Source organism: Mesoterricola silvestris, assembly GCF_030295405.1.
Classification (GTDB): Bacteria; Acidobacteriota; Holophagae; order Holophagales; family Holophagaceae; genus Mesoterricola; species Mesoterricola silvestris.
Genome location: NZ_AP027080.1, coordinates 3,656,722 through 3,683,153, shown reverse-complemented (window position 1 = coordinate 3,683,153; position 26,432 = coordinate 3,656,722). Strand labels below are relative to the sequence as shown.

Here is a 26,432-nt window from a genome sequence, read left to right as displayed (position 1 = left end):
CTCAGTGGTAATCGACTATATGAACGTCTGCAGCGTCGGAACCTTGCCAGCGGAATATGATTCGCCATTGATCGTTGATCCGAATGCTGTGCCAGCCCGCCAAATCTCCCTCAAGGGCCTCAAGACGGTTGCCTGGCGGCGACCGCAAATCACCAAGGGTCGTTGCAGCATTGAGCATGTCGAGCTTCCTCAGCGCTGAACTGTGGATGTTAGGAGGAATGGCTTTGAAGTCCTTCCGGGGGCTGCCGTCGTAAAGGGCCTTCGTTGACAAATCGCCAAAGGTCACAATCACTCGCCAGCCTCCTATCCCTTCATGATAGACATACACGAATACCGTGCAAGGATGAATTCGCCTTCTTCACCCTCACCTCGTCAGCCAGAACTGGCCAGAGGTACCTTACCTGCCAGGCCAAAGGGCGTTAGGCTTATCCTCAATTGTCCCCTATGCAGTCGTTCCACCCAGCGGCATTGCCCCACCGCGCCGGTTCTCGGGTCTCATCACGAAACCCCCGTCTGCCTAACCATCGCTTCGACCCGGACCCCAAAGTGCATTCATCCCACCGAGTCTCCTCGAACCCCACCATCCTTCTCCGCCAACGGCGCCGCCACTTTGGGGCCGGTCAAGCCGGGCGTTAGGCTTCACGCAGCCACAGCCCAGTCAGCGTTAGGCGGTTCCTAGCACAAGCCCAGTCAGCGTTAGGACCACCCACCACCTCCCCATTCAGGGCCAGACACCACCGAGGAAATCACAATTGGAGTTCCTGTTCCCAGTAATCATGATCCCTGCTCTCGCCGTCCTAATCCTCGGCTTCCTTTCATTCGATCAGGTAATCCGTCTTGAGTACGAGTCTGCCCGAAAAGATTGGGAAGCCGATGGTAAGCCAAGCGGCTTCATTTGGAGGGCACCTGAATGCACCGCCATCAGAAGCCGCCTTGCCGTTAATCGACTTTCCTTCCGGCTCCTTTTTAAGACGCCTACATGGGCGGAGACTGTACCCGAGGCCCTGAAATATCTTCGCCGTTTGCGTCTTTGCATTCTGGCCTGGAACACAACCATCCTGTTGCTCTTCATCCTCATGATTTGCATGGGGCCAAATCGTTGAACGAATGCGGGGCGCAAATCAATGTAAGGGTCTTTGCTTGTTACCTACATCCCTGGCACCTTTTCACCGGCATTGCCCTTCGCGCCGTGTCCTGAAGCGACTCCCTCAAAGGCCACGGTAGGGGTAGGCGGGCTTCTCTGCGCCGCCCCAACGAGGTGCTATTCACGCGCCGGTCCTAACCCAGCGTTCGAGGTCGGACCCCAACCTGCCCTTCTCCCCTTGGTGGTATCGTCGTTCCTGCCTCCCCTCTCCCCCACTCGCGCCTCCAGGTTGGGGCCGACTCAACTTCGGCGTTAGGAATCCACATGCGCGTAAACCGGCACATCATTATTCCAATCGCGACGGCCATTATCGGCGGCATTGTCGGAGGGTGGCTGGCAACCAGGTATAGGATCAAATCCAATGCGGAAACTTCTGAATGGCGGTATTGCGCATCAACATTTGAACGCGTTCGGCTCCTTCGACAGCTTAGGACCGCCAAAAACGAGGAGGCAATTGCTGAGCAGGAAATCCTCCTCGCAGGCGACATCACCAGTCTTGGGATTTACGTCGAGCACTTTAAACACGACAACCCCAACTCAATAGAAGCGCTTCGCCGGGCTTCGAAGTATTGCGACCAATTTCCACCGATGAACTCAAACCCTGAGATTATTCAGGCAGTCAAACGTGCCATTTCTCTGGTAAAACCCAAGTAAAATTCCAGCAGGATTTTAACCTCGAATCCCAGTCCCACGGCGCCGCCCCAACGAGGGAATTTGTGCGTGCCGGTCCTAACCCAGCGTTCGAGGTCGGACCCCAACCTGCACTTCTCCCCTTGGTGGTATCGTCTTTCCAACCTTCCTTCTCCTCCACTCGCGCCGCAAGGTTGGGGCCGACTCAACTTCGGCGTTAGGCAGCACCCACACCGAATTAATTCAGCGTTAAGAGCACCCCGATGAGACTTGTCTTCGCTTTTCCAACCCGAATTGCAGTAATCGCTGGGCTCGCCATGTCCACGGTCGTGGCTGGTGAACCACGATCCATGAAACTGCACACCGGCGGTGGGTTGCCTGGAGCTGACGAGTTTCTGCTTTCACTTTCGCGGGATGGAACGTTGAATGTCACCAAGAGAGGGATGCCTTTCACAGACCAGGGGAAGCTAACTGAGGCAGTCTTCCAAACCGTCATTCCCCAGGAAGTGACGCTGAGAATTCTTGGGCTCGCTAAGGCAGCTTCAGATTTCTCTGAGAAGCCTACTGGGTGGTGGGCCGATGGCACAGTTGTGTCCAGAATTTTCTGTAAGTCCGCTCCAGTAGGGATTTCCTCAGTCTAGGGCGGGCAGCCGCAGGCGGACCCCGCCCGGCCCGGCGAAACCGATCAGATTCCTGCTGATGACCATCCGCTGTGGGGCATGTGGAGAACGCGCAGCGGTCTCCAGGCGCAGCCCGAGGGTGTGGAAAGGGTGCGGGCAGGCCCGCAGGGCCGGTGCGCGAAGCGCAGTCCACAGGCTTTCCATGCCTGAGCACGCTCCACAGAGCATGGGTCGGCGCCATCAGGGCATGGAGCGACCATAGGAACAAGATCACGCCGGTCCCCCCATGTGCACCCATGCCTGGCCGGTCCAGGCCTCGTTCTGTTCCATGAGAAGCGCCCCGTAGACGCGTTCCCGGCTTTCCGCATTGGGCCAAACCCGCACCAGTCGGCTCTTTCGCTTCAGCTCCTGGTTGAATCGCTCGACCATATTGGTCGTCCGCAGCCGCTTATGATGGCCCTCGGGTAGCGCCAGGACGGCCTGGAGGCTGTCCAGGTGCTCCTCCACGTAGTCCACTGCCTTGGGCGATTTCTCCTCCCAGCGCGCCCTCAGCAGACCGAGCAACTCCTGCGACCGGACGTAGTCCACGGCGTGGAGCACGGCCCTCACGTCTTCCCGGAAGGCCTTCTGGTCCGCCGCCTTGACCTGCTCGATCGACCTGCGGAGGAAGTGCGCCTGGCACTCCTGCCAGCTCGATCCGGGAAACGCCTTCGTCGCGGCCTGGCAGAGGCCCTCGTGGGCGTCCGAGACCAGCAGGTCGACCCCATGCAGGCCACGACCCTTCAGGTCCTTGAACAGGCCCTCCCAGGCCACCTCGGTCTCTCCGCCCCAATCCAGCCAGCCCAGGACCTCTCGCTCCCCCTTCTCGTTGACCCCAGCAGCCCATAGGAAGGCCCGGCTGCGGACGCGGTGGCCTTCCCGGACTTTGTCGAACCGGGCGTCAACGAGGAGATACGGAAAGGCACCCAAGGGCCGGGTCCGAAACGCTTCCACGGCCGGCTCGATGTCCTTTAGGATCTGGGATACCAGGCTGGGACTGACCTCTGCCCCGAAGGCCTCCTCCGCCAGCCTGCTCACGTTCCGGTTGGACACCCCGGCCAGCACCATCTGGCCGCAAGCGGCCAGCAGGGCGCGCTCGGATCTCTGCCAGCGCTCGAATAGGGCCGGCCGGAAGGAGCCGTTCCGGGCCTGCGGTACAGATAGCTCCAGGGCGCCGGCCACGGTCTGGAAGCCACGATCCTTGTAGCCATTGCGATAGCCGTTAGGCCGTTCCATGCCCCGGGCGTTCCAGGGCGCCTCGAAATGGGCGTCGGCCTGGCTGTTGATCAGGGCCTGGGCCACGGCTTCCACCAGCACTCGGAAGCCCTCGCCTCCTGGCTGCGAAAACAGTCCTTCCACAGTCCCCTCGGGGACCTCAAACTTCAACTCGGCCATTGGCTTCCTTTCGTAGGCTTGCTTGCTCGCAACTTCAAACCTACTGGAGCCAGTGGCCCCTTTGCTACCCGGACACCTGGAATGGCGCGGGGGCTAACTTACAGAAGCTTTTATACACAACCGATGGCACAAACGCACTTATGGAGCTGGATTGTGGGGGAAAGACAATCCGTAGGTCATGCGTCAATGCCCCCATGTGGCCATATGGGAATCGCACCAAGGAACTTATCAAAGCATTGAATGCTCGCCTCGATCCAAATTTCCAGGTGTTTTAGCGATAACTCCATTGAGCGCCTAACATTGCGTTCGACCCCGGACCCCAGCCGCCAGCGGCTCCTGCTATGATTTCGGCATCTTCCGTATGCCTTCTCCTTCAACCGCGCCGCCAGGCTGGGGCCGGTCAACTTCGGCGTTAGGCATCACCCACCACTCCCCACTTCAATCGTTGGTGTTTCCCACGGAGGCAATGTGCAGATCTCCGCTACTCCTTTTGGCATTACCGACTGGACCCTCGTTGAATCCACAGAGCATGTGGGGGAAACGGGTTCTGCCTCTTGGCGAACGAAAACTTTTAATGGCATCCGGGTGCGAATGGTTGAATACTCTCCGGGTTATAAGGCAAACCATTGGTGCAGAAAGGGCCACATTCTGCTTTGCGTTGAAGGTGAGCTCCTCACCGAGCTCGATGATGGCCGGTCCTTTGTTTTGAAGCCTGGCATGAGCTATCAAGTCGCAGATAATGCGGAAGCTCACCGTTCATCTACCAACGGCGGTGCCAAGCTCTTCATTGTCGATTGAATCCTTTGGTTGCACGGGTTACGGCCGCTCCAAAGGAGGTGCGGGCAAGGGTGCGCTGGACCCGCCTACTCAGCAGGGCAAGCCGCAACCCGATCGGCAATCAGCGTCCTTCCCCTCCTCCGGGCGATTCAGCTGAACGCCAATCCCACCGCGCCTTCCCAACTAGGTACTGTCCACGCGCCGGCCCTAACCCAGCGTTCGAGGTCGGACCCCAACCTGCGCGTCTCCCCTTGGTGGTATCGTCATTCCAACCTCCCTTCTCCTCCACTCGCGCCGCCAGGTTGGGTCCGACTCAACTTCGGCGTTAGGCATCAACCAGCACGCAACGATTAATCCCGCTGCGTAACCCATCCGACCGAACTCAACAGGCTCCAAAATGCGATTCCTTGCTCCGATCCTCATGGCATCTACGATGTGCTGCGTAACCCCTCAACCAGCCGCCAAACCACCCGTAAATATTGATCAAGCCATTCTTGATGTCGACTTTGGTGTCATGACGATTCGATTCCAGCCACCGTCCCCCCACTACCCGGAAGCAGCCAAAGCGCAGGGCATTCAAGGCCGGGTTACAGTTGTTTTTATCGTCGATGAACGCGGCGAAACAGTCAGCTCAAAGGCCATAGATGGCCCAGCAGAACTTCATCAAACGGCCGAGCAATATGGCCTACAATGGAAGTTCAAACCCTCGATCATCAATGGCCGGCCAAGGGCGGTTCGTTTTCAGCTAGTCATGCCTTTTGTCTTACACTGAGCCACTGTCCCAGGCTATTTCCTAACGCTGGCGCTGCCTTCGCCAAAGTAACATCCAGCGGCATTGCTCCAAGGCGCCGCGACTCTGAGTCAAATCACCAAAGTTTGTCTGCCTAACCCAGCGTTCGAGCGCGGACCCCATACCTGGCTTGCCCCTTTCAGCTCTTCGGCGTTCCATTCCTTTCTCCACCAACAAACGCGCCGCCAGGCATGGGGCCGCTCAACGCCAGCGTTAGACTTCTCCCAGCACCCAGCGCTTAGACGCTTGGCCTTACCTTCAACAGCACATTTTTCAAGGAGCCCCAGTGCGTTCAAGAAACCTCGCCTCGTTTCTTTTAGTATTTGTAGCTTCTGCTGCTCCATTGCTATCTGGCAATTCAAGCCGCCTACCGCCCGAGGTCGCCAATGATCCGGCTGTGAAAACTGCATTGGCGGCTGTCACCAAGGCCAAAGCAGATGTTTCCAAGGCGATGGAATCGCTAAAATCCGCCAAGCTGGCCTACAAAGAAGCCGATCATCAAGCCCGAATTGCAATACGCGAATCCCGCAAGGCACATGCGAATCTGGCCGCCGAAAAAAATGCAGAAACCCGCAAGGTTCAGGCAGGTAAGAATGCGAAGGCTGCCAGCGATGCTGCGGCCAAGGCTGCGAAATTGCCAACCCAAAAGAAAAAGGCAGAGATTGCAAAAGCAAAGGTACCAACCACAGATCAACCTTCAACCGAAGAGAAGAAGTAATCGAAACACCTTTTCCTTGCGAAGTCGCAACACCATCAAGGCGCTTTCCCAAGAAATGGCCATCCCTTGCCAAACCTTAATCAACCTCTATCTCAGGGAATGCGTGGCTACCAGGAAGCTTTCAATAGCATTCGCTGGTTACGTTCAATGGGACAGCAAAAGGGTTAAAAGCCCCACTGGCCAGAGAGCTCCGGGCTCTGTCGAAATATCCCTAGCCTGACCCAGTGTTGGTTCTTATCGCCCATGCTCCCTTTGCCACGCTGGTGGCCCAGGCCCCCCTACTTCCCCTTCGCGGTGATGCCCAGGCCCTCCCCCTTCCGCTCCACCTTCGCGGTCCCGCCCTCCTGCAGGGCCCCGAAGAGGATCTCGCTGGCCAGGGCCTTCTTCAGGTGCTCCTCCACCACCCGCGCCATGGGCCGGGCGCCGAAGGCGGGGTCGTAGCCCTTCTCGGCGAGCCATTCCCGGGCGCTCCTGGAGACCTCCAGGACGACGTTCTTCTCGTCCAGGAGGGCCTGGAGCTCCTTGAGGTTCTTGTCCACGACCTTCAGGATTTCGGGTTTTCCCAGGGGGCCGAAGGTGACGATGGCGTCGAGGCGGTTGCGGAATTCGGGGCTGAAGGCCTTCTCCAGGGCGCCCCGGGCGCTGCCGCCGGTGCCGGCGTCGGCGAAGCCCACCTTGCGCTGGCTGAGGTTCCGGGCGCCGGCGTTGGTGGTGAGGATGAGGGCCACGTGGCGGAAATCGGCCTTGCGGCCGTGGTTGTCCGTGAGGGTGGCGTGGTCCATGACCTGGAGGAGGATGGCGTAGATGTCGGGGTGGGCCTTCTCGATCTCGTCCAGGAGCACCACGGCGTGGGGGTTCCGGCGCACGGCGTCCACCAGGAGGCCGCCGTCCTCGAAGCCCACGTAGCCCGGAGGGGCGCCGATGAGACGGCTCACGGCGTGCTTTTCCATGTACTCGGACATGTCGAAGCGGATGAATTCCACGTCCAGGATCTTCGCCAGCTGCCGGGCCAGTTCCGTCTTGCCCACGCCGGTGGGCCCCGCGAAGAGGAAGGACCCCACGGGCCGCTCGAAGCCGCGCAGGCCCGAGCGGGAGAGCCGGATGGCCCCGCACACCTTGGCGATGGCCTCGTCCTGCCCGAAGAGCACGGCCTTCAGGCCGTCCTCGAGGCCGGCCAGCTTTTCCCGGTCGTCGGCGTTGACGGCCTGAAGGGGCATGCGGGCCATGCGGGCCACGACGGCCTCCACGTCGGCCTCGGTGACGGTCTTTCGCCGCCTGCGTCCGGGGAGCAGCTTGAGGGCGGCGCCGGCCTCGTCCAGCACGTCGATGGCCTTGTCGGGCAGGGCCAGGTCCCGGAGGTAGCGGCTGGAGAGGCGCACCGCGGCCTCCAGCGCCGCGTCGGGGTACTTCACCCCGTGGTGCTCCTCGTACTTCGGGCGCAGGCCCTTGAGGATGGCCACGCTGTCGGCCTCCGTGGGCTCGGCGATCTCCACCTTCTGGAAGCGCCGGGACAGGGGCCGGTCGCGGTCCAGGGAGCTCTTGGCCTCCTGGAAGGTGGTGGCGCCGATGCAGCGCAGCTCGCCGCTGGCCAGCACGGGCTTGAGGAGGTTGGAGGCGTCCATGGCCCCGCCGCTCACGGCGCCCGCGCCCACCAGGGTGTGGATCTCGTCGATGAAGAGCAGGCTTCCGGGATGGGCGGCCAGGGCCGCCAGCACCGCCTTCACCCGCTCCTCGAAATCGCCCCGGTAGCGGGTGCCCGCCAGCAGGGAGCCCATGTCCAGGGAGAAGAACCGCGCGCCCTTGAGGGCCTCGGGCACCCGCCCTTCGTGGATGCGCAGGGCCAGGCCCTCGGCCACGGCCGTCTTGCCCACGCCGGCCTCGCCCACCAGGAGCGGGTTGTTCTTGCGGCGGCGGCTGAGGACGTGGAGGATGCGGTCCATCTCCTCCTCGCGCCCGATGAGGGGATCGATGCGGCCCTCGGCGGCCCGGGCCACCAGGTCCGTGGCGTAGGCCTTGAGGGGATCCTTGGCCGGGGGCTCCTCCTCGCCTTCGGGCGCCTCGGCGGGGGCGGTGCCGGTGCCGGCCCTGGCGCCGCCGTGGGAGAGGTGCTTCAGGAGGGGCAGGCGGTTGACGCCCTGGCGCTTCAGGAGGTAGGCGGCCTGGGATTCCTTTTCCGCCAGCAGGGCCACCAGCACCGCCCCGCTGTCCACGGTGGGGCGCTCCGAGGAGATGGTGTGCAGGATGGCCTGCTCCATGACCCGGTTGAAGCCCAGGGTGGGGATGGGATTGAAGGCGGCGCCCGGGGGCAGGGCCTCCAGGTTCGCCTCCAGCCACACGCGCAGTTCCGTGGCCAGTTTCCCGCCGTCCCCGCCGCAGGCGGCCACCGCGGCCGGCACCATGGGGTCGGAGAGGAGGGCCAGGAGGAGGTGCTCCAGGGTCAGGTACTCGTGCCGGGCCCCCCGGGCCGCGGCAAAGGCCTCCTGGATGCAGTGGTTCAAGGCGGGCGCGAGGGTGGGGGTGGGCACGGCCACGTCAGGCCTCCGGTTCCAGGGTGCAGAGGAGGGGGAATTCCTTCTCCTCGGCCAGGGCCCGCACCTGGGCCACCTTCGTGTCGGCCACGTCGAAGGGGTAGACCCCCGCCACGCCCGTGCCCCGGCGGTGGACGTCCAGCATGATGCGCACCGCCTCGGCCTCCGGCTTCCGGAAGACCGTCTCCAGGATCATGACCACGAACTCCCGGGTGGTGAAATCGTCGTTGTGGAGGATCACCTTCCACAGCACCGGCGGGCTGAGCCTGAGCCGGGTGCGCGGCGCCGTGCGGGTGCCGACGCCCCCCTGGCCATCCCTGGAATCGTCTGAGAAAGGTTTGCCCATGGCCCCGATTATGTCCCAGGTCCGTCCCATGGCAAGACCCGCTCCCTTTCCCAGCGGTCCCGGGGCTGGGCGTGCAGGTCCCAAAAGCAGGCGGCGACGGCCTCGGGGCTCAGGGCCGTCCCCGCCTGGACGAAGCCGCGCACCGTCACCGTGGCCGCGTGGATGCCCTCGGGCTCCAGCTCCGCGGCGAAGCTCAGGGCCAGGCTGCGCAGGGCCGCCTTGCCCAGGGACCCGGAGGCCAGGCCCGGCTGGGGCTTGAGCCCGATGCCGCCGCCCGTGAAGAGCAGCGTCCCCTCGCCCGCGCCGCGCATGGAGGGCAGGGCCCACCGCGCCCCGGCCAGGGCCGCGGCCACGTTCACCTGGAGATCGCGCATCACCTGTTCGGGCGTCAGCTCGGCGGCGGGGCCCGGGGCGCCCGCCGAGGCGTTGTACACCAGCACCCGGGGCGGCCCGCCCCAGGCCTCGATGGCGGCGGTGGGCACCCCCTCGGCCAGGTCCGCCCCCAGCACCAGGCCCCCGTCCAGGGCCCGCCCGAAGCCCTTCAGGTCGTCGCCGGGCCGGGCCACCATGGCCACCCGGAAACCCTCGCGCCGGAAGCGCAGGGCCGCCGCCAACCCGATGCCGGGGCCCGCGCCGAGGATCACCGCCAGGGGATTCGCCATGCCTCCATCCTACCGGATGATGGCCGTCACAACGCCCCGGGGCCTCCGGAGGGCCGTTGTACACTTTCGGCGAACCCTTGTACCCGAACGCCACCGGAGGTCCGATGCCCATCACCCGTCTCGAACAGATGCTCGAAGCCGTCAAGTCCCGCCCCCGGAGGCGCCTGGTGGCGGCCTACGCCAACGACGCCCACACCATCGAGGCGGTGCACGACGCGGTGGAGCGCGGCATCGTGGAGGCCACCCTGGTGGGCGACGAGGCCGTGATGCGCCAGGTGTGCGCCGACCACGGCTTCGATCCCGCGCGGTTCACCTTCGTGCACGAGCCCGTGGACACCCAGGCCGCCGCCAGGGCCGTGGCCCTGGTGAGGAGCGCCGGGGGCCAGATCCTCATGAAGGGCCTGGTGAGCACGGACAAGTACATGCGCGCCATCCTCCACAAGGAGGCGGGCCTCATGAGCCCCGGGGCCATCCTCTCCCACGTGTCGGTGATCCAGTACCCCACCTACCCCAAGCTCATCGTCTGCGGCGACGTGGCCGTGCTGCCCTATCCCGACCTCAAGGAGAAGGTGGCCATCACGAACTACGTCATCGGCGTGGCCCAGGCCCTGGGCATCCCCAAGCCCAAGGTGGCCCTGATCGCGGCCTCCGAGCAGGTGCTGCCCAAGGTCCAGGCCACCATCGACGCGGCCATCATCGCCAAGATGGCCGAGCGGGGCCAGATCAAGGGCGCCTTCGTGGACGGCCCCATGGCCCTGGACGTGGCCGTGGACGGCGAATCCGCCGCCACCAAGGGCATCGCCGGCAGCGTCGCCGGGGACGCGGACTGCCTGGTGTTCCCCAACATCGACGCGGGCAACGTCTTCTACAAGACGAGCAGCAAGCTCGCCGGGTGCGAACTGGCCGCCATGGTGGCCGGGGCCCAGGCCCCCTGCATCCTCAGCTCCCGGGGCGACAGCGTCCTGACGAAGCTCTACTCCATCACCCTGGCGGCCCTCACCGCCAAGTGACCCTTCCCCCGCGGGGCCGGCAGCACAATCCCCCCTCAGGAGCCGCCGGCCCCGAAACTCAGATCCACCAGGGTCCCGTCCACCGCGGCGTGGGCAAGCACGCGATGGAGCCGGACCCAGGTATCCCCGAACCGGGCATCCGCCAGCCAGCCGATCGAGTCTTCGATCTCCTGGGGCAGCTGCAGGTTGGGGATGCCACGCGTGATCTCGAATCCTTCCTTCACCAGGGCCGACAGGAAGTCCTGCTGGAACGGAGGGGCGATGTCCTGGAGCAAGGTCTCCAGGCCCAACACGTCCATCGCAGATCCTTCGGACACGGCCACCTCCCGCCTCGCGGGTCCCGCCCCGACCGGGGATATCAAGATAGGGTGATCCCCGGAATAAGCAACCGCTTCGGAGAGGCTAAATGGATTGCGATTAGAAATTTATATCAATCTTGAAATTCGCAATATATGCCTACTTTTTGATCAGATGTTTATTCCTTCCTCCCGGGAAGGGGCCCTTAGGCCATGACGGGTTCGGATTTCCGACCAGTGTACGTCTTCGGGGATTCCTTGCCCGCCAGAACCCGCAGGGCGCCCTTGGCCAGGGCGAACATTTCGTTTTCCCCGGGGTAGACGGTGACCCCGCAGCCCATGGCCGCCAGGGACCGGCGGATGTAGTCGACGGTGGGCCGGCAGCGGGCCATGCCGCCGGTGAGGAGCACCTGGTCCACCGGCTGGCCGTGGAAGGCCGGCAGGAGGGAGGTGATCCATTTGGCGATCTGGTAGGCCATGGCGTCCATGACCAGCACCACCTCGGCCTCCCCGGCCAGGTAGCGGGCCTCCAGGGCCCTCAGGTCGGCGGTGCCCAGCAGATCGATGAGGCCGCCCCGGCCCTTGTTCAGCCGCTTGAGTTCCTCCCGGGTGAGGTCCCCGGAGAAGCAGAGATCGATGAGCTGGCCCACGGGCAGGGACCCGGAGCGCTGGGGGGTGAAGGGGCCTTCCCCGTCCAGGGCGTTGTTCACGTCCACGTAGTGGCCCCGGCAGTGGGCGCCCACCGAGATGCCGCCGCCCAGGTGGGCTACGACGACGTTGATGCGCTCGTAGAAGGTCTCCCGCTCCTCGGCGTAGCGGCGGGCCGTGGCGATCTGGTTCAGGGCGTGGCTGATGACCACCCGGCGGATGCGCTTGACGCCGGTGATCTTGGCGACCTCCTCCACCTCGTCCACCACGACGGGGTCCACGATGAAGGCGGGCCGGGCCGAGCCGGCCACCAGTTCCCGGGCGATGAGGCCGCCCAGGTTGGAGGCGTGGTCGCCCTGGACGCCCTCCAGCAGGTCCTTGGCCATGAGGTCGTTGACCGTGAAGGTGCCGTGGGACATGGGCCACAGGAGTCCGCCCCGGCCCGCCACGGCGTCCAGCGCGTCCACGGTGAGGCCGCTGTCGGCCAGGAACCTCAGGATGGCCTCCTTGCGGAAGGCGAACTGGGACGTGATGCTCTGGCCTTCGAAGGGGTGCAGCTCCTCCGCGGAATGCTGCAGCTCCTGGGTGAAGCGCTCCTTCTCCCCCTCGAAGAACGCGATCTTGGTGGAGGTGGAGCCGGGGTTGATGGCTAGCACCCGGTAGCGGCGGAAGAAGGTGTCCTTGGGGGTCTCGTCCCAGGCGCCGTACTTGAACATGCGCAGCACCGAGGCCTTCACGGCCAGGCGGATGTCCTCGGGGGTGCAGTCCATGGCCAGGTCCACGCCCTTGAAGCGCAGGCCGAAGAGCACGGGGAACTTCTTGGCGTCCGGGAAGCGGGTGGCGTACAGGTGGTAGAGCAGGTTGCCCATGTCCAGGTTGGGGCAGATGATCACGTTGGCCGATCCCGGCCACTTCACGTCCTTGCCGCCCTGGTAGTAGGTGGCGGACCGCTGGGAGAGGGCGACGTTCACCTTCACCTCGCCCTCGATCTGGATGGTGCGGTAGCGCTCCCCGCGCTGGACGCGCTGCTCCAGCAGGGCCGGCACCAGGGCCGTGGCCTGGCGCACCAGGTCGGGCCCGGGGCCCTCGTCGGAGCCGCGGTTGGAGTAGGAGACGATGGCGCCGTGGATCACCGGCAGCACGGATTCGGGGATGAGGTCCCGGGCGATGGCGCAGGTGCCCACCGCCGCGGCGGCCAGGGCCTCCGGGGTCATGACGGCGTTCACGCCCACGTCGCCGAACACGACGATATTCTCGTTCATGATGTCCTTGGGATGCTCGTCGGGGAGCACGAAGATCCCGGCCTCGCAGCAGTGCTCCTGGGCCTTCAGGGCCTTGAGCATGGGCCGGAAGAAGAGCTTTTCCCCGGTGGACACGCCCCCCACCACGGTGTCCGCGTGGCCCTGGGCCACCGCGCAGATGCCGAAGTTCACGGGCACGGAGGCCCAGCACATGGCGTCGAAGAGGTTCACCTCGCGGCCCTCGGCGCGCTGCTCCTCTTGGTGGAGCCTGGCGAACTGCTCCACCAGGTCGGGGCGCTTGCCGATGTCCACGAAGGCGCTTTCCGAAAGGGCGAATTCCACCCGCGTGGGATCGAGGTGCGCCAGGTCCCGGGCGATGACCTCCCGCACCTCCCCTTCGGTGGCCAGGAACACGGGCCGGGCGAAGCGGGTGAGGTTGCACGCGGCTTCGATGATGCGCGGATCCAGGGCCTCGGGGAAGACCACGGCGGGCCGCGTCCTGCCCTCGGCGAGGATCTGCTGGTCCATGGACCCTTCGATGTCGAACATGCGAGCCTCCGGCGATTCCAACCCTTCAGGACAGTGGATTGTAGCGAGGGCGCCATGCAAGTCGATCACAACTGGGATATGCTGGCCCCCGAAGGAGGCTCCCATGGGCACGCGGGGAACATCGATCGTGGGGATGGACGTCAACGAACTGCTCAGGCTTCTCAACGCCGCCTACGCCAGCGAGTGGCTGGCCTACTACCAGTACTGGCTGGGCGCCAAGCTCATCAAGGGGCCCATGAAGGACGCGGTGGCCGCGGAGCTGAACCTGCACGCCACCGAGGAACTGGGCCACGCCCTGCTCCTGTCCAACCGCATCATCCAGCTGGGGGGCACGCCGGTCCTGGCCCCGGCCCAGTGGACGGAATTCAGCCCCTGCGCCTACGACGCCCCGGCGGATCCCTACGTGGGGACCCTCCTGGACCAGAACATCTCCGGCGAGCAGTGCGCCATCTCCACCTACAAGCACCTGATGGACGTCACCCGCGAGGCCGACCCCGTCACCTACAACATCGCCCTCACCATCCTCACCCAGGAGGTGGAGCACGAGGAGGATCTCCAGGGCCTCAAGGAGGACCTGGACCTCATGTTCAGGACGCGATGACCGACACTTCCCGGGTGGCCGACGAGATCACGTAGCACCGCTCGTTGTTGCTGCGCTGGTCCGCCGGCAGGATGAAGAAGCCCTTGCGCTCCGGGTGGTAGCCCTGGGCATGCCCCAGGAGCACTTCCCCGTCCTTGAACACCACCCGGATGCGCTTGCCCGGGGTGAGGTTGGTGGGTTCGAAGATGTTGCGCTTCACGTGGGCGGGGTTGCCCTGGAGGTTCTTCACGAAGAAGACCCCCTTGAGGTCGTGCACGTCGATCTCCAGGGGCCGGGAGCCCGGGTACGACCCGGCGGGGAACAGGTGGAAGCGGTCGCTGGTGGGCAGGAAATCGACCGTATGGCCCTTGAGGAGGTGGCCATCCAGGTACCGGGCGACGACTTGGTTCATTCTTCCCTCCGAACCCCCACGGTCTGACCGGGCGGGCAGAATTGAGGACCTCAAAGGAAAGATAAGCCTATATGCCGGTTTTGGAAGCACTTATTTTGTAGGCTTTAATCAATACACGTTCATATAACCCGTGTTGGCACATATTTAAGCGCTCATTTATTCAGGAAATCAATTTAATTTGCCAAGGCGATTTTCCAATCCCCTCAGGCCCCGGCCTGCCTGGAATGTTCGTCGATGTCCACGGCGTCCCAGGGGTAGACCACCCAGATGTCGTCCAGGTGCTGGCCGGCCCAGTAGCGGGTCACCTGGGGAGGCAACTGGTCCAGCTTCGGCTTGTCCTTGCAGTGCAGCACCGCCACGGCGATCTCCGCGGGCTGGTGGGAGAGCAGCTCCCGCAGGCAGTAGGCCAGGGTGGTGCGGGTGTCGTCCACCTCGTCGATGAGCAGCACCTTGCGGCCCTTGAGCTTGCGCTCCACCTCGTCGATCCACTGGACCTTGGAGGGGCCGCCCTCGATGGTGTTGTCGTCCCCGTAGAGCTTCACGCCCACGGTGAGGATGGGCTTCTTCAGGAAGGTCTTGAGGATGCGGGCGGGGATGAAGCCGCCGGTGCCGATGGCCACCGTCACGTCCGGATCGAACCCGCTGGCCTGGATGACCTTGGACAGTTCGGCCACCGTGCGGTGGATCTCGTTGTAGCTGAAGAAGCGCTTCTCGGGCATGTCCGTCCTCTACTGCAGCAGCTTGTGGGGGAGGCTCTCCACCCGGGAGGCGGGGGAGACGACCATGTAGTTGAGCTTGCGCTGCAGTTCCCGGATGGTGTTGGCCCCGGCGTAGGTGAGGCCGGAGCGCAGGCCGCCGACGATGTCGGCGATGATCTCCTCCTCGTCCTCCCGGTAGGGCACCTTGGTGGCCACGCCTTCAGCCGTCTTCCAGCCCGTAAGGCCGCCCAGGTGGTCGTCGGCGGCCTCCTTGCTGGCCATGCCCCGGTAGCTCTTGTGGGTGGGCTCGCCCTTTTCGTTGAGGATGGGTTCGCCGGGGGTGGGGCGGGTGCCCGCCAGCATGCCGCCCACCATGACGAAATCCGCGCCGAAGGCCAGGGCCTTCACGATGTCCCCGGGGTAGCGGATGCCCCCGTCCGCCACGATGGACCGGTCGGCCCGGGCGCATTCCTGGATGGCGGTGATCTGGGGGACCCCGAAGCCGGTCTTGATGCGCGTGGTGCAGACGCTGCCCGGGCCGATGCCCACCTTGATGATGTCGGCCTTCACCGAGGCCAGGTAGTCCGCGCCGGCGTAGGTGGCCACGTTGCCCGCCATGATGCACTCGTTGGGCAGCTTCTGGCGCATGCGCTTGATCATCTTCCCCACGTACTTGGCGTGCCCGTGGGCCACGTCCACGCAGAAGTACTGGGCCCCGGCGTCCTTGAGGGCCTCCACCCGCTCCATCTCCTTCTCGGAGGTGCCCACCGAGCAGAAGACCTTGGTCTGGCAGCGCTTGAACATGGCGACGTTCTCTTCGATGGAGCAGAACCGGTGCAGGGTGCCGATGCCCCCGCGCCCGCCGATGAAATCGGCCATGGCGTCCTCGGTGATGGTGTCCATATTGGCCGTCATGATCGGCAGGTCCAGGGTGAGCTTGCCGCTCTTGTCGGTCATGCTGATGTCCACGATCCGGCGGGACTCGTGGTGGTTGTACGCCGGTATCATCAGGACGTCGTCGAACGTGATGGCGGTTTCGGGCATGGGCCTCTCCGTTTCACCTCCAGATTATCCCAAAAGCCCAGCCCCGCCGGAGGCCGGAATGGTTGGCAAACCCAAGGAAAAGCCCGCGGCCGTCCTGGTCTGGTACCGGGAGAAGGACCTGCGCGTGGCGGACCACGCCCCCCTGGTGCACGCCGGGGAGGGGGCGGTGCCGGTATTCGCCGGGCCCGTGCCGGAGCGGGTCGCCCCCCGCCTGGGGGACCTGGCGGCCCGGTTGGAGGCCCTGGGGTCGGGCCTGGTCTGGCTGCCCGGCGACCCCCGGGAGGAGCTCCCCCGCCTCGCCGCGCATCTGGGCGCCTCCGCCGTGGCGGCCCATGGCTTCACCGAACCGGCCGCCCGGCTCCAGGAGGACCGCCTGGCCCAGGCGCTCCCGTGCCCCCTGCGCCTCTTCCCCGGGGAGACCCTGGCGGGGCCCCTGGGCCGCCACCGGGTCTTCACGGCCTTCCACCGGACCTTCCAGCGGGAGGCCCGCCTGGAAGCCCCTCTGCCGGCGCCCCGGCGCCTGCCGGTCCTCCCCGAACTGCCCCGGTGGCCCGCCGGGCCTCTGCTGCCCCTGGGCCTGGAACCCTTCCTGGAGGATCGGCTGGCCGATTATGCCCAGGGCCGGGACCGCATGGACCGGGACGGCACCTCCCGACTTTCCGCCGACCTCCACTTCGGCCGGGTGAGCGCCCTCACCTGCTGGACCGAGGCCTCCGGCCGCCCCGGCGCGGAGGCCTGGCAGCGGCAACTGGTGTGGCGGGAGTTCGCCCACCACCTGGTGCGCGCCTGGCCCGGCGTCCTGGAAGGCCCCTTCCAGGACGCCTTCCGGGACTTCCCCTGGCGCAGCGATCCGGGCCTCTTCCGGGCCTGGGCGGAGGGCCGCACCGGCTACCCCATCGTGGACGCTGCCGCCCGGCAGCTCCTGGCCACCGGCTACGTGCACAACCGGGCCCGCATGGTGGCCGCGAGCTTCCTGGCCAAGCACCTGCTCCTGGACTACCGCCTGGGCGAGGCCCACTACCTCGCGCACCTCCAGGACGGGGATCTGGCCAACAATTCCATGGGCTGGCAATGGAGCGCCGGCTGCGGCTGCGACGCCCAGCCCTGGTTCCGGGTCTTCAACCCCGTGCTCCAGGGCCGGCGCTTCGACCCCGAGGGCGCCTACGTGCGCGCCTGGGTGCCCGAACTGGCCACCCTTCCGGCCAACCGCATCCACAGCCCCTGGGAGGGCCCCCTCCCCGCCGGCTACCCCCCGCCCATCGTGGACCACGCCGCGGCCCGGGAGGCCTTCCTCCAGCGGGCCAAGGCCCACCTCAGACGAAGTTCTTCGGGCTCGTGAGGCGGTCCTGCACCTGGGCGGAAAGGCTTTCGGCGGCATTGAGGAACCAGTCCTCCGAGAGGTCCGCCAGGGAGGCCCGCTTGGCCAGGGAGGCGAAGCGGGAATCGATGTGGCGCAGTTCCACCTCCACCCGCCCGACGCCCCGCATGGCCGTGAGAACCAGGTGGTACTCGCCCGTGCGCAGGTGGAGGCGCCGCATCCCCGTGGCATGGCTGAAGGTCCAGCCCTGGGCCCCGCCGGGGTCCATGGCCGCCAGCACCCGCGGCCCCAGGGCCTCGTCCACCGCCCGGGCCGTTTCGCGGGTATGGGTGAGCTGCTCCTCCTCCCGCTCCCGCTTGCGGAGGGCAATCAGGTCTTCGAGGCTCGATTCGCCCATGGGGGCTCCTGGGGTGAGGATCTGGAACCATCATCCACCGGTACGCAGGTGAGGTCGATGGACCACCGTTAGGCCGTGGTACCCAAGCCTGGGAGGAAGACCCGCATTCCCGGACAATCATTTCCCAGCGCCCCAGCGAGCCCTCTGTGCCTCTGCGTTTGATCCTTTTCTAGGTTGCCGTGGCGCGAGGGGGACAAGCGATTCGGGAATTGGGAAAAAAATCAAACGCAGAGGCGCAGAGGGCTCGCTGGGGCGCTGGGAAAAGCAGAAGCTGATGGTTGGGCGAGTTGTTACAAGGCATACCGCCCGTCAAGGGCGGGCGATGCGTGAGCCGCCCCAGCCGAAGCCAGCACAAGCCCTTTTATATCTTTTCTTATCCTCGCCTATCCCCGTCCATCCGTGCGCCACGAAAGGCGCTTCATCTCCCAGGAGGTCCAAATAAAACAACCTGAGAGATAGCAGCTGTGCTGCATGAGAGATGGGGGTAGGCCCCCCGGGGTCGGGCTGCAGGGCCAGATCCCAAACCACCGGGCGCTGCGTGGGGGTGACACCCCAGGTGGTGAGCGGACCCGGAAAAGGCGGGGGAACCCCCGTCAGGTAGGGACAGGGAAGGCGAACAAAAGTGAACCGCTGATGAGGCGTCGAAAGAGATCAAAAGCCATCGAAACCAGGCTCCGGATGAAGTCCTGGGACCAAGCCCGGAAGGGACCTGCTTACGGTCCGGGCGGTGGCCGGCGTAGAAGCGGCGCGAGCCCTGTCCAGGCTCTTGTGTGGAACGTGGGAACCGAGCGTCCCGATGCCAAGGGAGAAGTCCGAGGGGTAGTCCCCCGTAGGGCGAGAGTACCGAAGCGGGGCGCCGGGGCGGACCGGTCCGTAGTAGCGACGATGCCCGGTAATGCGGGTGGAGCCAAGGGACCGGCCTGTCCGGCTTCAAATGCGGGTCAACCCTCCGGGGGAAGAGCACGTGTCTGAAGCGAAGCCTTACAGCATTTCCAGGGAACAGGTCGCCGAGGCATGGCGTCTGGTCCGGGCCAACCGGGGAGCAGGGGGCGTGGATGGAGAAACCCTGTCGATGTTTGACAAGGATCTGGAGGGCAACCTCTACAAGATCTGGAATCGGATGTCGTCGGGCAGCTACTTCCCGCCGCCGGTGAAGCGGGTGGAGATTCCCAAAAAGGACGGCCGGACGAGACCCTTGGGCATTCCGACCGTGGCGGACCGAGTGGCCCAGATGGTAGCCAAGCAGGTATTGGAGCCTTTGGTGGAACCCATGTTCCACGAGGACTCCTACGGCTATCGGCCGGGTCGTTCGGCACTGGATGCCGTAGCAAAGGCAAGGGAGCGCTGCTGGCGCCTGGACTGGGTCATCGATCTGGATATCAAAGGATTCTTTGATAACCTGCCGCATGACCTGATCCTCAAGGCGGTTCGGCACCATACCGAGTCGGATTCGGCCCTGAAGTGGATCCCCCTGTACGTGGAACGGTGGCTCAAGGCCCCGGCCCAACGGGAGGACGGAACCCTGCAGGAACGGACGGCGGGAACGCCGCAGGGCGGGGTGATCAGCCCATTGCTGGCCAACCTGTTCATGCACTATGCGTTCGATGCCTGGATGGGGCGGGTCTTTCCGAACGTCCCGTTCGAGCGGTATGCCGACGATGCGGTGATCCATTGCGTGAGCCTGGCCCAGGCCAAATACGTCCTGGAAGGGGTGCGCAGGCGATTGAAGGACAAGGGGCTGGAACTCCACCCGGAGAAAACGAAGATCGTCTACTGTAAGGACGATTCGCGCCCGGGGGACCATGACCACACGGCCTTCGACTTCCTGAGCTACACCTTTCGGGGGCGGTCGGTGAAGACCCGGGACGGAAAGCTCTTTGTGGGCTTCAATCCGGCCATGAGCGACAAGGCGAAGAAGGCCGCTCGGGAAGCCATCCGGGAGTGGAAACTGACGACGAAGATGAACACCAAGACCCTGAGCGAGCTTGCCTCGTTCATCAATCCCATCGTCAGGGGATGGGTCAACTACTATGGGCGGTTCCACCGCTCGGAGTGCCTGGAACTTCTCGACTACCTGAATCTGGTCCTGGCCCGCTGGGCCAAACGGAAATACAAGCGGTTCCACCGGGACTGGACGGCAGCCTTTCGTTGGTTGGGCGACATTGCCCACCAGCGGCAAGAAGGGCTGTTCTACCACTGGACCCTGGGAATACGACCTGGAGGCTGGGCAGGACGAGCCGGATGAGGTGAGAGTCTCACGTCCGGATCCGTGAGGGCGCGGGGGGGCAGTTCCCCCGCGCTACTCGACCCGGCTGAACAAGGCGCTGCATGCCGCCGCAGCCTGACTCCGAAGCTGGACCCCATCGCGCTGACCCACCCCGGCTATTGACTGGCCGGGGATGAACGGTGATGGACGGGGATGCACAGGATAAGGAAAAGGCTGCAAGTTCCCCCATTGACGTCGCGGATCCGACCGCTGACTCCGCCTGGCCTCTGAGGCTGATTAATTGGAAATATTTTAAATTCGGAAACATCGGTGCCATTTCGATCAATTTCATATTGGGTGGGGAATGGATGTCCGTAAAAACGAACAGGCCTAGGTCCAATGTTATGCAATATATTATAACAATCCTATTATTGGTTGCCTTTTACCTCTGGAAACCAAGACGATTCTGTCCAAAGTGTTTGTACGTCTTTCCGCGCTTTCGATGGCCGCACTCCATGCGAGAACTTCTTTTGGGCGGATGGCAATGTCCCCAATGCCATTCCCGGGTTTCAAGCCGAGGGGAAATTGTTCCCTTCTGATGAAAACAATTCAATTTGGGGCCCAATAAAAGGAGAAGACCATGAAACCCTTTCGATCCATCGATATTTATGCGGATAGGGATCTTATTCTCATAACAGGCGGGATGTTTCCTTCGACGCAATACATGAAGCCCGATTTCAGTTTCAACCAGAAAGCCTTTGGTAGTGCCCTGGCGGTAGGGGCCGTCGGCGGCGGCCTGGCTGCTGCGGCGTAGACTGGTGTCGCTGCCGCTCCTATGGGAGCGGTTGGAGGCGGCTTGATCGGCGGAATGGGATACTCCCTTGACCGGCTGATCAACCCGCCCATGGTTTCCGTTCCCTGGCAACCCGTGCAGATGAACTATTGCCAGGATGGTGTGTCCAGGGATGGAAGTGGCGGGGCGACCTTCATTCCCTATCGACATTAGCGAGGAAAATTCTTCTTCACGCTATCGCCGTGCTAGGTCGCGCAAGGCCTCACCGGAAGTGTGGAACGGGGGCACGATGCAAGTGTCTTCGGAGTGCAGACAAGCAAAACGGAAGCCCTGAAACCTATGCGTTGCATGGATTTCAGGGCTTTGATCTGGTGCAGCCGGCGCGACTCGAACGCGCGACCCTTGGCTTCGGAGGCCAATACTCTATCCAACTGAGCTACGGCTGCTTTCGTGTTTTGTCTGGCCCTTGCATCGGTTTTTGCCAGACCTTGATCCTACCGCGAATCCCCTCGCGTGCGCCACCCCATCCTGGGATTCCCTGGCGGTGGGGTGGGCGGCGGCGATCCCAGGTGCGGCCTCCGGATGGGGGATTCGGCCTTGCTTGTCCCGGAGTGGATGGTCACACTTGCTTCATTCCAAAGCTTCATTCCTGGAGAAAAACCATGCCCCGGCCCTCCGTTTGGCTAATTGTCCTTGTGGGACTCCTCGCCCTGCTGGGCGCCTCCGGATGCAGTTCCGGGAAGGGGGGCGGGACGTCGGGCCTCAACGGACCCACCAACCTCACGGTGACCGGTGACCTTTCCGTCTCCCCGTACCTCAACTACACCTGGACCGCCCCTACGAACCGCATCGACGGGTACGAGTTCGAAGTGGCCCTCGGCGACGGCAGCTTCACCAAGCTGGGCCAGGATCTCGTCCCGGCCTCCTGGACCGCGGCCTATGCCACCTTCGACCCCGCCGCCCTGCCGGAGAACTCGGAACTGCGGGCCCGGATGCGTGCCGTCCTGGGCACGACCTACTCGCCCTACAGCAATGAGGTCCGCTCCCCCCTGGGGTTGAAGGCGCCCACCTTCACCAGCGCCACCAGCGTCGTGGGGGGGATCAGCCTGAAGTGGACCAACAACAGTTCCGTGGCGGATGCCATGACGCTGGAGCGGGGGACCTCGGCCACCTACGGTTCGACCTATGCGTGGGACGTGATTCCCGGCGTGAGCTTCGGCGCCACCGACTACCTGGATAGCCAGGCCCCCGAGGGCGGCTACGTTTGCTACCGGATCACCTATTCCAAGGGCACCAAGACCGTGCAAGCGACCAGCGATCCCCTGAGCACCGGTCTGAAATCGCCCGGTTCGGTGGTGGCGACGCCCCTGGTGGAGGGGGTGAGCCTGACCTGGCAGAACCACAGCGCGGGGGCCACCGAAGTGGTTGTCACCCGGGCCAGTGGCCTTTCCACCTATCCCAGTTACCAGGATGTCGCGCATCTCGCCCCGACCGCCTCCTCGTACCAGGACCTCCTGCTGGCCTCCGGATACTACACCTACCGGATCGAGGCGCGGAAAACGGGTTCGGCGGCCGCGCCCAGCCTTCCCGTGATGGTGGTCACCCTTCCGACGGCGGGATCGCTGTCCCTGGCCGCCCCGGTGATCAAGTCCTTGCCTCCTTCGGTGATGGGCGCCCTGGATGGCAACGGGGCCTGGACCTTCGCGCAGTATGTGAACTACTCCTCCTACGTCATCGCCACCCCGTCCCCGACGGGCTGGGTCACGAACCCCCTGACCAATGCCGCTTCCCTCGTGGAGCCCAAGCTCAGGCTGGATTCCCAGGGCCGGCCCCACACCGTGTACCTGCGGCAGGTCATGCAGGGGAGTTCCGAAATGGCGATCGTGCACGCCTGGTCTGATGGCGCAGTCTGGCAGACCGAAGAGGTGGCGCGCAGGACCCTCGGCTACAGCTCCTCCACGAACACCATCACGTTCACCCTGGACGGGGCCGATGCCCTCCACGTGGCCTGGTCGAAGGACAGCTATAGCGCCACGGGGTTCGAGTACGCCTACAAGGACGCCACCGGAACCTGGAAGGTGGAGTCCCTGGATGTGGTCTCGCCGGCCCCGGGCGTGGTCTATTCCTTCCGCCTGACGACGGACGCCAGCGGTGTCCCCAGCGTGCTCCTGGGGGCGTGGCAGGAACTCTACCTGCTCCAGCGCCAGGGCCCGAACGCCTGGAAGTGGGAAAAGATCCCCACCGGCGTGGCCATCAGCAGCTGGTACGACACCCTGGACCTCCTGTTCAGCTACCGGGGCGACCTCCACGTCTTCTACACGCGCCCCCATACCCCCTATGATTCGTCGATCGGTTCGGAGCTGTGCGAGATCCGCAAGGTCGACGGCGCGTGGACGCCCGTCCAGGTCATCGGCACGACGGGGGCCAATGGAAGCACCCAGAATGCCTATTTCGCAAGATCCGCCAAGACCGACCGGATCGTCATCCACTTCAGGGGTCCCTCCGGACAGCAGCTCGTGACCTTCTCCAACGATGTCTGGTCGAGCCAGACCCTCGGTCCCTACGAAAGCAACCGGCCCTATCTGGGCTTCGACGGCAACGACAAGTTCTACCTCCTGCAGATGATCGGCTACACCTCCAGCTCGAGCCCCGCAACCTATGTGCTGTATTCGGAGGCACCGTAAGGGTAATTGCACGTGTTCCGGACTTTTGCCAGGGATTCGCTGACGCAGCTTGCCTGCGTCGGCGAATCCCTGGCGCCCGTCCGGGACACGTGCGATCTGGACTTCCCCGGCGTTCTGGGTTGAATATAGGGACATGGATACCCAAGAGTTTCGACGGTTAGGCCATGAGATGGTCGAGTGGATCGCAGGCTACCGGGAGCGGATGGCTGATCTGCCCGTCATGAGTCCCCTGGAGCCGGGGGACGTGAAGCGGATGCTTCCGGCGGCCCCTCCCCTTAAGGGGGGGAGCCTGGAGGGGGTGACCGGGGACCTGGACCGCATCGTCCTGCCGGGGATCACCCACTGGAACCATCCGGGGTTTTTCGCCTACTTCCCCTCCAATTCCGATCTGGCTTCGGTCCTGGCGGACATGGCCTGCGCGGGGCTGGGGGCCCAGGGCATGAGCTGGCAGACCAGTCCCGCCGCCACGGAGGTGGAGGAAGTGGTCATGGAGTGGCTCCGGGTGATGCTGGGCCTCGGGCCGGAATTCACCGGCGTCATCCAGGACACGGCGTCCACCTCCACGTTCTGCGCGCTGCTCTGCGCGCGGGAATGGTCCTCCGCCTTCGGCCAGGCCCGGGGCGGGCTCCAGGCGGAGGAGGCGCCCCTGGTGGTGTACGCCTCGGACCAGGCCCACAGCTCCATCGAGAAGGCCGCGCTCCTGGCGGGGTTCGGCCGCAACAACCTGCGCCTGATCCCCACGGACGCCGATCACGCCCTGCGCATGGACCTCCTGGAGGCGGCCATCGTGGACGATCTGGCCGCGGGGCGCAGGCCCTGCGCCATGGTGGCGGCCATCGGCACCACGGCCACCACGGCCGTGGATCCCCTGGCGGGCATGGCCCGGCTTTCGGCCCGTCACGGCATCTGGCTCCACGTGGACGCGGCCATGGCCGGCACGGCCATGATCTGCCCCGAGTGCCGCCCCATGTGGGAGGGCATCGAAAGCGCGGATTCCATCGTGCTGAACCCCCACAAGTGGATGGGCACGGGCTTCGACCTCTCCGCCTACTTCGTCAAGGACCCCGAGCACCTCATACGGGTCATGAGCACCAATCCCAGCTACCTGCACACCGAGCAGGACGGCCAGGTCAAGAACCTGCGGGACTGGGGCATCCCCCTGGGCCGGCGCTTCCGGGCCCTCAAGCTCTGGTTCCTGGTGCGCTCCCAGGGGGTGGAGGGCCTCCAGGCCCGCATCCGCCGGGACCTGGCCAACGCGCAGTGGCTGAAGGCCCAGGTGCTGGCCACGGGCGGGTGGGAGCTCATGGCCCCCGTGAACCTGCAGACCGTCTGCGTGCGCCACGTCCCCGTAGGCATGACGGACGAGGCCGAGCTGCGGGCCCACAACCTCGCCCTCCTGGCGGCGGTGAACAAGGCGGGGACGTACTACCTCACGCCCTCCGTCCTCAAGGGCCGGCAGATCCTCCGGGTCTCCATCGGGGCTTCGGCCACGGAACTGGCCGATGTGGAGGGGCTCTGGAAGGCGCTCATCGAGGCCTCCATGCGCGTCGCGGGATGAACCGTGGACGCGCCGCTCTCCGTCAAACGGCTGCTTGAGCAGATCAAGACCCGCATCGAGCCGCCCTTCGCCGCCGTGTGCGTGCAGGGCGAGGTTTCCAACGCGCGCACCTCGGGGCGCCACTGGTACTTCACCCTCAAGGAGGAGGGCGCGGCCCTTTCCTGCGCGGTGTGGGCCAGCCAGCAGCGGTTCCTGAAGGCCGCGCCCCGGGACGGGGACCGGGTGGTGGTGAAGGGCTCCCTGAACCTCTACGTGGCCGGAGGGAGCCTCACGCTGGCGGTCACCCACTGCGAACCCGCGGGCAAGGGCGATCTCCAGGCCCGGCTGCGCCAGCTGGAGGCCGATCTCCGGGCCCAGGGGGTCTTCGACCGGCCCCGGCGCCCCCTTCCGGCCTCCCCCCGGAAGCTGGGCATCGTGGCCGCCCTGGGGGGCGCGGCCCTGCGGGACGTGCTGGAGGTGACCCTGCGCCGGGCCCCCGGGGTGGATCTGCTCATCGCCCCCGCCGCGGCCCAGGGGGACCGGTCGGTGCCGGAGAACCTCCTGGCCCTGCAGGAGATCCAGGACGCCTTCTGGGGCTGCGACGCCATCCTCCTGGTGCGGGGCGGGGGCAGCCTGGAGGACCTGTGGTCCTACAACGATCCGGAACTGGTGAAGGCGGTGGCCGCGTGCCGCCTGCCCATCGTCACGGGCGTGGGCCACGAGATCGACACCACCCTGGTGGACCTGGCCGCGGACCGCCGCGCCGCCACCCCCAGCCAGGCCGCGGAATTCGCCACCCCCGACCGCGCGGCGCTGGCCAGCGAACTGCGCCGGCGCACCGAGGCCCTGGTGGCCCGCATGGCCTGGCGCCTCCGGGGCCTGGAGAGCACCCTGAACCTCCTCGCCGACAGCCGCGGCATGCACGCCGTCCCCGACCGCCTCCGGCGCGCCGGGGAGCGCCTAGCGGCCCTCCGCCACCGGCTCCAGCTGGCCGGTCCCGGCGCCTTTCCCCGCTTCCAGGCCCTGGTCCAGCGCCTCCACCTGGCGCACCCCCAGCGCCGCCTGGACCAGGCCGGGGCCCGCCTGGACCTGCTGCGCCAGCGCCTCGCCCCCGCCGCCGACGGCGGCCTGCGCCGGCGCTCCCACCGCCTGGAGGTGCTGGAGGCCCGGCTGGGGCCCATGGATCCCCGGGGCCCCCTGGACCGGGGCTTCGCCCTGGTGAAGGACGCCCAGGGGCGGGTCCTCACCCGCGCCGCCCAGGCCGGGCCCGGGGCCCGGGTGGAACTGCAGTGGCAGGACGGGGCCAGGGGCGCGCGACTCGACCCTTGACAAGGCCCTCGCGGAGGCTTAACCATATGGTTTAACTTTTT

Annotated in this window: 24 protein-coding genes and 1 tRNA gene; 13 read left to right on the top strand and 12 right to left on the bottom strand. The window is 65.2% G+C overall.

Features of this window, described 5'->3' with window-relative positions:
• Position 1 precedes the first annotated feature (1 nt).
• The gene (locus R2J76_RS15900) at positions 2-292 is read right to left on the bottom strand and encodes a type II toxin-antitoxin system RelE/ParE family toxin (protein WP_316412618.1); all 291 of its coding nucleotides are present in this window, start codon (positions 290-292) and stop codon (positions 2-4) included.
• Positions 293-752: 460 nt separating this feature from the next.
• Here R2J76_RS15900 and R2J76_RS15895 point away from each other — a divergent pair, with 460 nt between their 5' ends.
• Both R2J76_RS15895 and R2J76_RS15890 read left to right on the top strand, forming a co-directional pair.
• Entirely contained in the window at positions 753-1,103 is a 351-nt protein-coding gene (locus R2J76_RS15895) for a hypothetical protein (RefSeq protein ID WP_316412617.1), read from the top strand.
• Between the two features lie 305 nt (positions 1,104-1,408).
• The gene (locus R2J76_RS15890; RefSeq protein WP_316412616.1) at positions 1,409-1,798 is read left to right on the top strand and encodes a hypothetical protein; all 390 of its coding nucleotides are present in this window, start codon (positions 1,409-1,411) and stop codon (positions 1,796-1,798) included.
• Between the two features lie 866 nt (positions 1,799-2,664).
• On the opposite strand, the gene R2J76_RS15885 is transcribed toward R2J76_RS15890, so the two are convergent.
• Complete coding sequence (locus tag R2J76_RS15885) at positions 2,665-3,750, bottom strand: IS256 family transposase (protein ID WP_449405577.1); 1,086 nt, start codon at positions 3,748-3,750, stop codon at positions 2,665-2,667.
• Between the two features lie 546 nt (positions 3,751-4,296).
• Here R2J76_RS15885 and R2J76_RS15880 point away from each other — a divergent pair.
• From R2J76_RS15880 to R2J76_RS15870, 3 genes are all read left to right on the top strand, one after another.
• Entirely contained in the window at positions 4,297-4,626 is a 330-nt protein-coding gene (locus R2J76_RS15880; RefSeq protein ID WP_316412615.1) for a DHCW motif cupin fold protein, read from the top strand.
• 376 nt (positions 4,627-5,002) lie between these two features.
• On the top strand, positions 5,003-5,377 hold the full coding sequence (locus tag R2J76_RS15875) for an energy transducer TonB (protein ID WP_316412614.1): 375 nt from the start codon (positions 5,003-5,005) through the stop codon (positions 5,375-5,377).
• 304 nt (positions 5,378-5,681) lie between these two features.
• The gene (locus R2J76_RS15870; RefSeq protein ID WP_316412613.1) at positions 5,682-6,113 is read left to right on the top strand and encodes a hypothetical protein; all 432 of its coding nucleotides are present in this window, start codon (positions 5,682-5,684) and stop codon (positions 6,111-6,113) included.
• 278 nt (positions 6,114-6,391) lie between these two features.
• Here the strand turns inward: R2J76_RS15870 and clpA are convergent, their stop codons facing one another.
• Genes clpA through R2J76_RS15855 form a run of 3 tightly spaced genes read right to left on the bottom strand, consistent with a single transcriptional unit; the run spans position 6,392 to position 9,649 of the window.
• Positions 6,392-8,638, bottom strand: coding sequence for an ATP-dependent Clp protease ATP-binding subunit ClpA (clpA, locus tag R2J76_RS15865; RefSeq protein ID WP_394366844.1), 2,247 nt, complete (start codon positions 8,636-8,638; stop codon positions 6,392-6,394).
• 7 nt (positions 8,639-8,645) lie between these two features.
• Positions 8,646-8,987, bottom strand: coding sequence for an ATP-dependent Clp protease adaptor ClpS (locus tag R2J76_RS15860; RefSeq protein WP_316412611.1), 342 nt, complete (start codon positions 8,985-8,987; stop codon positions 8,646-8,648).
• An 8-nt stretch (positions 8,988-8,995) separates the two neighbouring features.
• A complete protein-coding gene (locus R2J76_RS15855; RefSeq protein WP_316412610.1) occupies positions 8,996-9,649 on the bottom strand; it encodes an SDR family NAD(P)-dependent oxidoreductase in 654 nt (217 codons plus the stop codon).
• Between the two features lie 104 nt (positions 9,650-9,753).
• On the opposite strand from R2J76_RS15855, the gene R2J76_RS15850 reads away from it, so the two are divergent.
• Complete coding sequence (locus R2J76_RS15850; protein ID WP_316412609.1) at positions 9,754-10,659, top strand: phosphate acyltransferase; 906 nt, start codon at positions 9,754-9,756, stop codon at positions 10,657-10,659.
• A 35-nt stretch (positions 10,660-10,694) separates the two neighbouring features.
• Here R2J76_RS15850 and R2J76_RS15845 read toward each other — a convergent pair whose 3' ends face one another.
• Positions 10,695-10,976: a hypothetical protein gene (locus tag R2J76_RS15845; RefSeq protein ID WP_316412608.1), complete on the bottom strand. Its 282-nt coding sequence runs from the start codon at positions 10,974-10,976 to the stop codon at positions 10,695-10,697.
• Positions 10,977-11,161: 185 nt separating this feature from the next.
• The gene (gene buk / locus R2J76_RS15840; protein ID WP_316412607.1) at positions 11,162-13,393 is read right to left on the bottom strand and encodes a butyrate kinase; all 2,232 of its coding nucleotides are present in this window, start codon (positions 13,391-13,393) and stop codon (positions 11,162-11,164) included.
• Positions 13,394-13,496: 103 nt separating this feature from the next.
• Here buk and R2J76_RS15835 point away from each other — a divergent pair, with 103 nt between their 5' ends.
• Complete coding sequence (locus R2J76_RS15835; protein ID WP_316412606.1) at positions 13,497-13,994, top strand: ferritin-like domain-containing protein; 498 nt, start codon at positions 13,497-13,499, stop codon at positions 13,992-13,994.
• Here R2J76_RS15835 and R2J76_RS15830 read toward each other — a convergent pair.
• The 3 genes from R2J76_RS15830 to R2J76_RS15820 form a co-directional block, all read right to left on the bottom strand.
• Positions 13,981-14,385 (bottom strand): DUF6982 domain-containing protein, encoded by a 405-nt coding sequence (locus tag R2J76_RS15830; RefSeq protein WP_316412605.1) that lies wholly within the window; start codon positions 14,383-14,385, stop codon positions 13,981-13,983. The two genes, R2J76_RS15835 and R2J76_RS15830, sit on opposite strands and share 14 nt — an antisense overlap.
• Before the next feature lie 203 nt (positions 14,386-14,588).
• The gene (locus tag R2J76_RS15825; protein WP_316412604.1) at positions 14,589-15,104 is read right to left on the bottom strand and encodes a phosphoribosyltransferase; all 516 of its coding nucleotides are present in this window, start codon (positions 15,102-15,104) and stop codon (positions 14,589-14,591) included.
• Positions 15,105-15,113: 9 nt separating this feature from the next.
• Positions 15,114-16,127, bottom strand: coding sequence for a guanosine monophosphate reductase (locus tag R2J76_RS15820; RefSeq protein ID WP_316412603.1), 1,014 nt, complete (start codon positions 16,125-16,127; stop codon positions 15,114-15,116).
• Positions 16,128-16,185: 58 nt separating this feature from the next.
• On the opposite strand from R2J76_RS15820, the gene R2J76_RS15815 reads away from it, so the two are divergent.
• A complete protein-coding gene (locus R2J76_RS15815) occupies positions 16,186-17,466 on the top strand; it encodes a cryptochrome/photolyase family protein (protein ID WP_316412602.1) in 1,281 nt (426 codons plus the stop codon).
• On the opposite strand, the gene R2J76_RS15810 is transcribed toward R2J76_RS15815, so the two are convergent.
• Positions 17,441-17,842: a hypothetical protein gene (locus tag R2J76_RS15810; protein ID WP_316412601.1), complete on the bottom strand. Its 402-nt coding sequence runs from the start codon at positions 17,840-17,842 to the stop codon at positions 17,441-17,443. The genes R2J76_RS15815 and R2J76_RS15810 overlap by 26 nt on opposite strands.
• A 964-nt stretch (positions 17,843-18,806) precedes the next feature.
• On the opposite strand from R2J76_RS15810, the gene ltrA reads away from it, so the two are divergent.
• Entirely contained in the window at positions 18,807-20,087 is a 1,281-nt protein-coding gene (ltrA, locus tag R2J76_RS15805; RefSeq protein ID WP_316411877.1) for a group II intron reverse transcriptase/maturase, read from the top strand.
• A gap of 601 nt (positions 20,088-20,688) precedes the next feature.
• A complete protein-coding gene (locus R2J76_RS15800) occupies positions 20,689-20,862 on the top strand; it encodes a hypothetical protein (RefSeq protein WP_316412600.1) in 174 nt (57 codons plus the stop codon).
• A 348-nt stretch (positions 20,863-21,210) separates the two neighbouring features.
• Here R2J76_RS15800 and R2J76_RS15795 read toward each other — a convergent pair.
• Positions 21,211-21,287: transfer RNA gene (locus R2J76_RS15795), tRNA-Arg, on the bottom strand.
• Between the two features lie 216 nt (positions 21,288-21,503).
• On the opposite strand from R2J76_RS15795, the gene R2J76_RS15790 reads away from it, so the two are divergent.
• The 3 genes from R2J76_RS15790 (at position 21,504) to xseA (ending at position 26,391) form a co-directional block, all read left to right on the top strand.
• Positions 21,504-23,525 carry a phage tail protein gene (locus R2J76_RS15790; RefSeq protein WP_316412599.1) on the top strand — a complete coding sequence of 674 codons (2,022 nt, stop codon included), beginning with the start codon at positions 21,504-21,506 and terminating at the stop codon, positions 23,523-23,525.
• Between the two features lie 133 nt (positions 23,526-23,658).
• A complete protein-coding gene (locus tag R2J76_RS15785; protein ID WP_394366762.1) occupies positions 23,659-25,083 on the top strand; it encodes a pyridoxal phosphate-dependent decarboxylase family protein in 1,425 nt (474 codons plus the stop codon).
• A gap of 3 nt (positions 25,084-25,086) precedes the next feature.
• On the top strand, positions 25,087-26,391 hold the full coding sequence (gene xseA / locus R2J76_RS15780) for an exodeoxyribonuclease VII large subunit (protein ID WP_316412597.1): 1,305 nt from the start codon (positions 25,087-25,089) through the stop codon (positions 26,389-26,391).
• Positions 26,392-26,432: the final 41 nt, after the last annotated feature.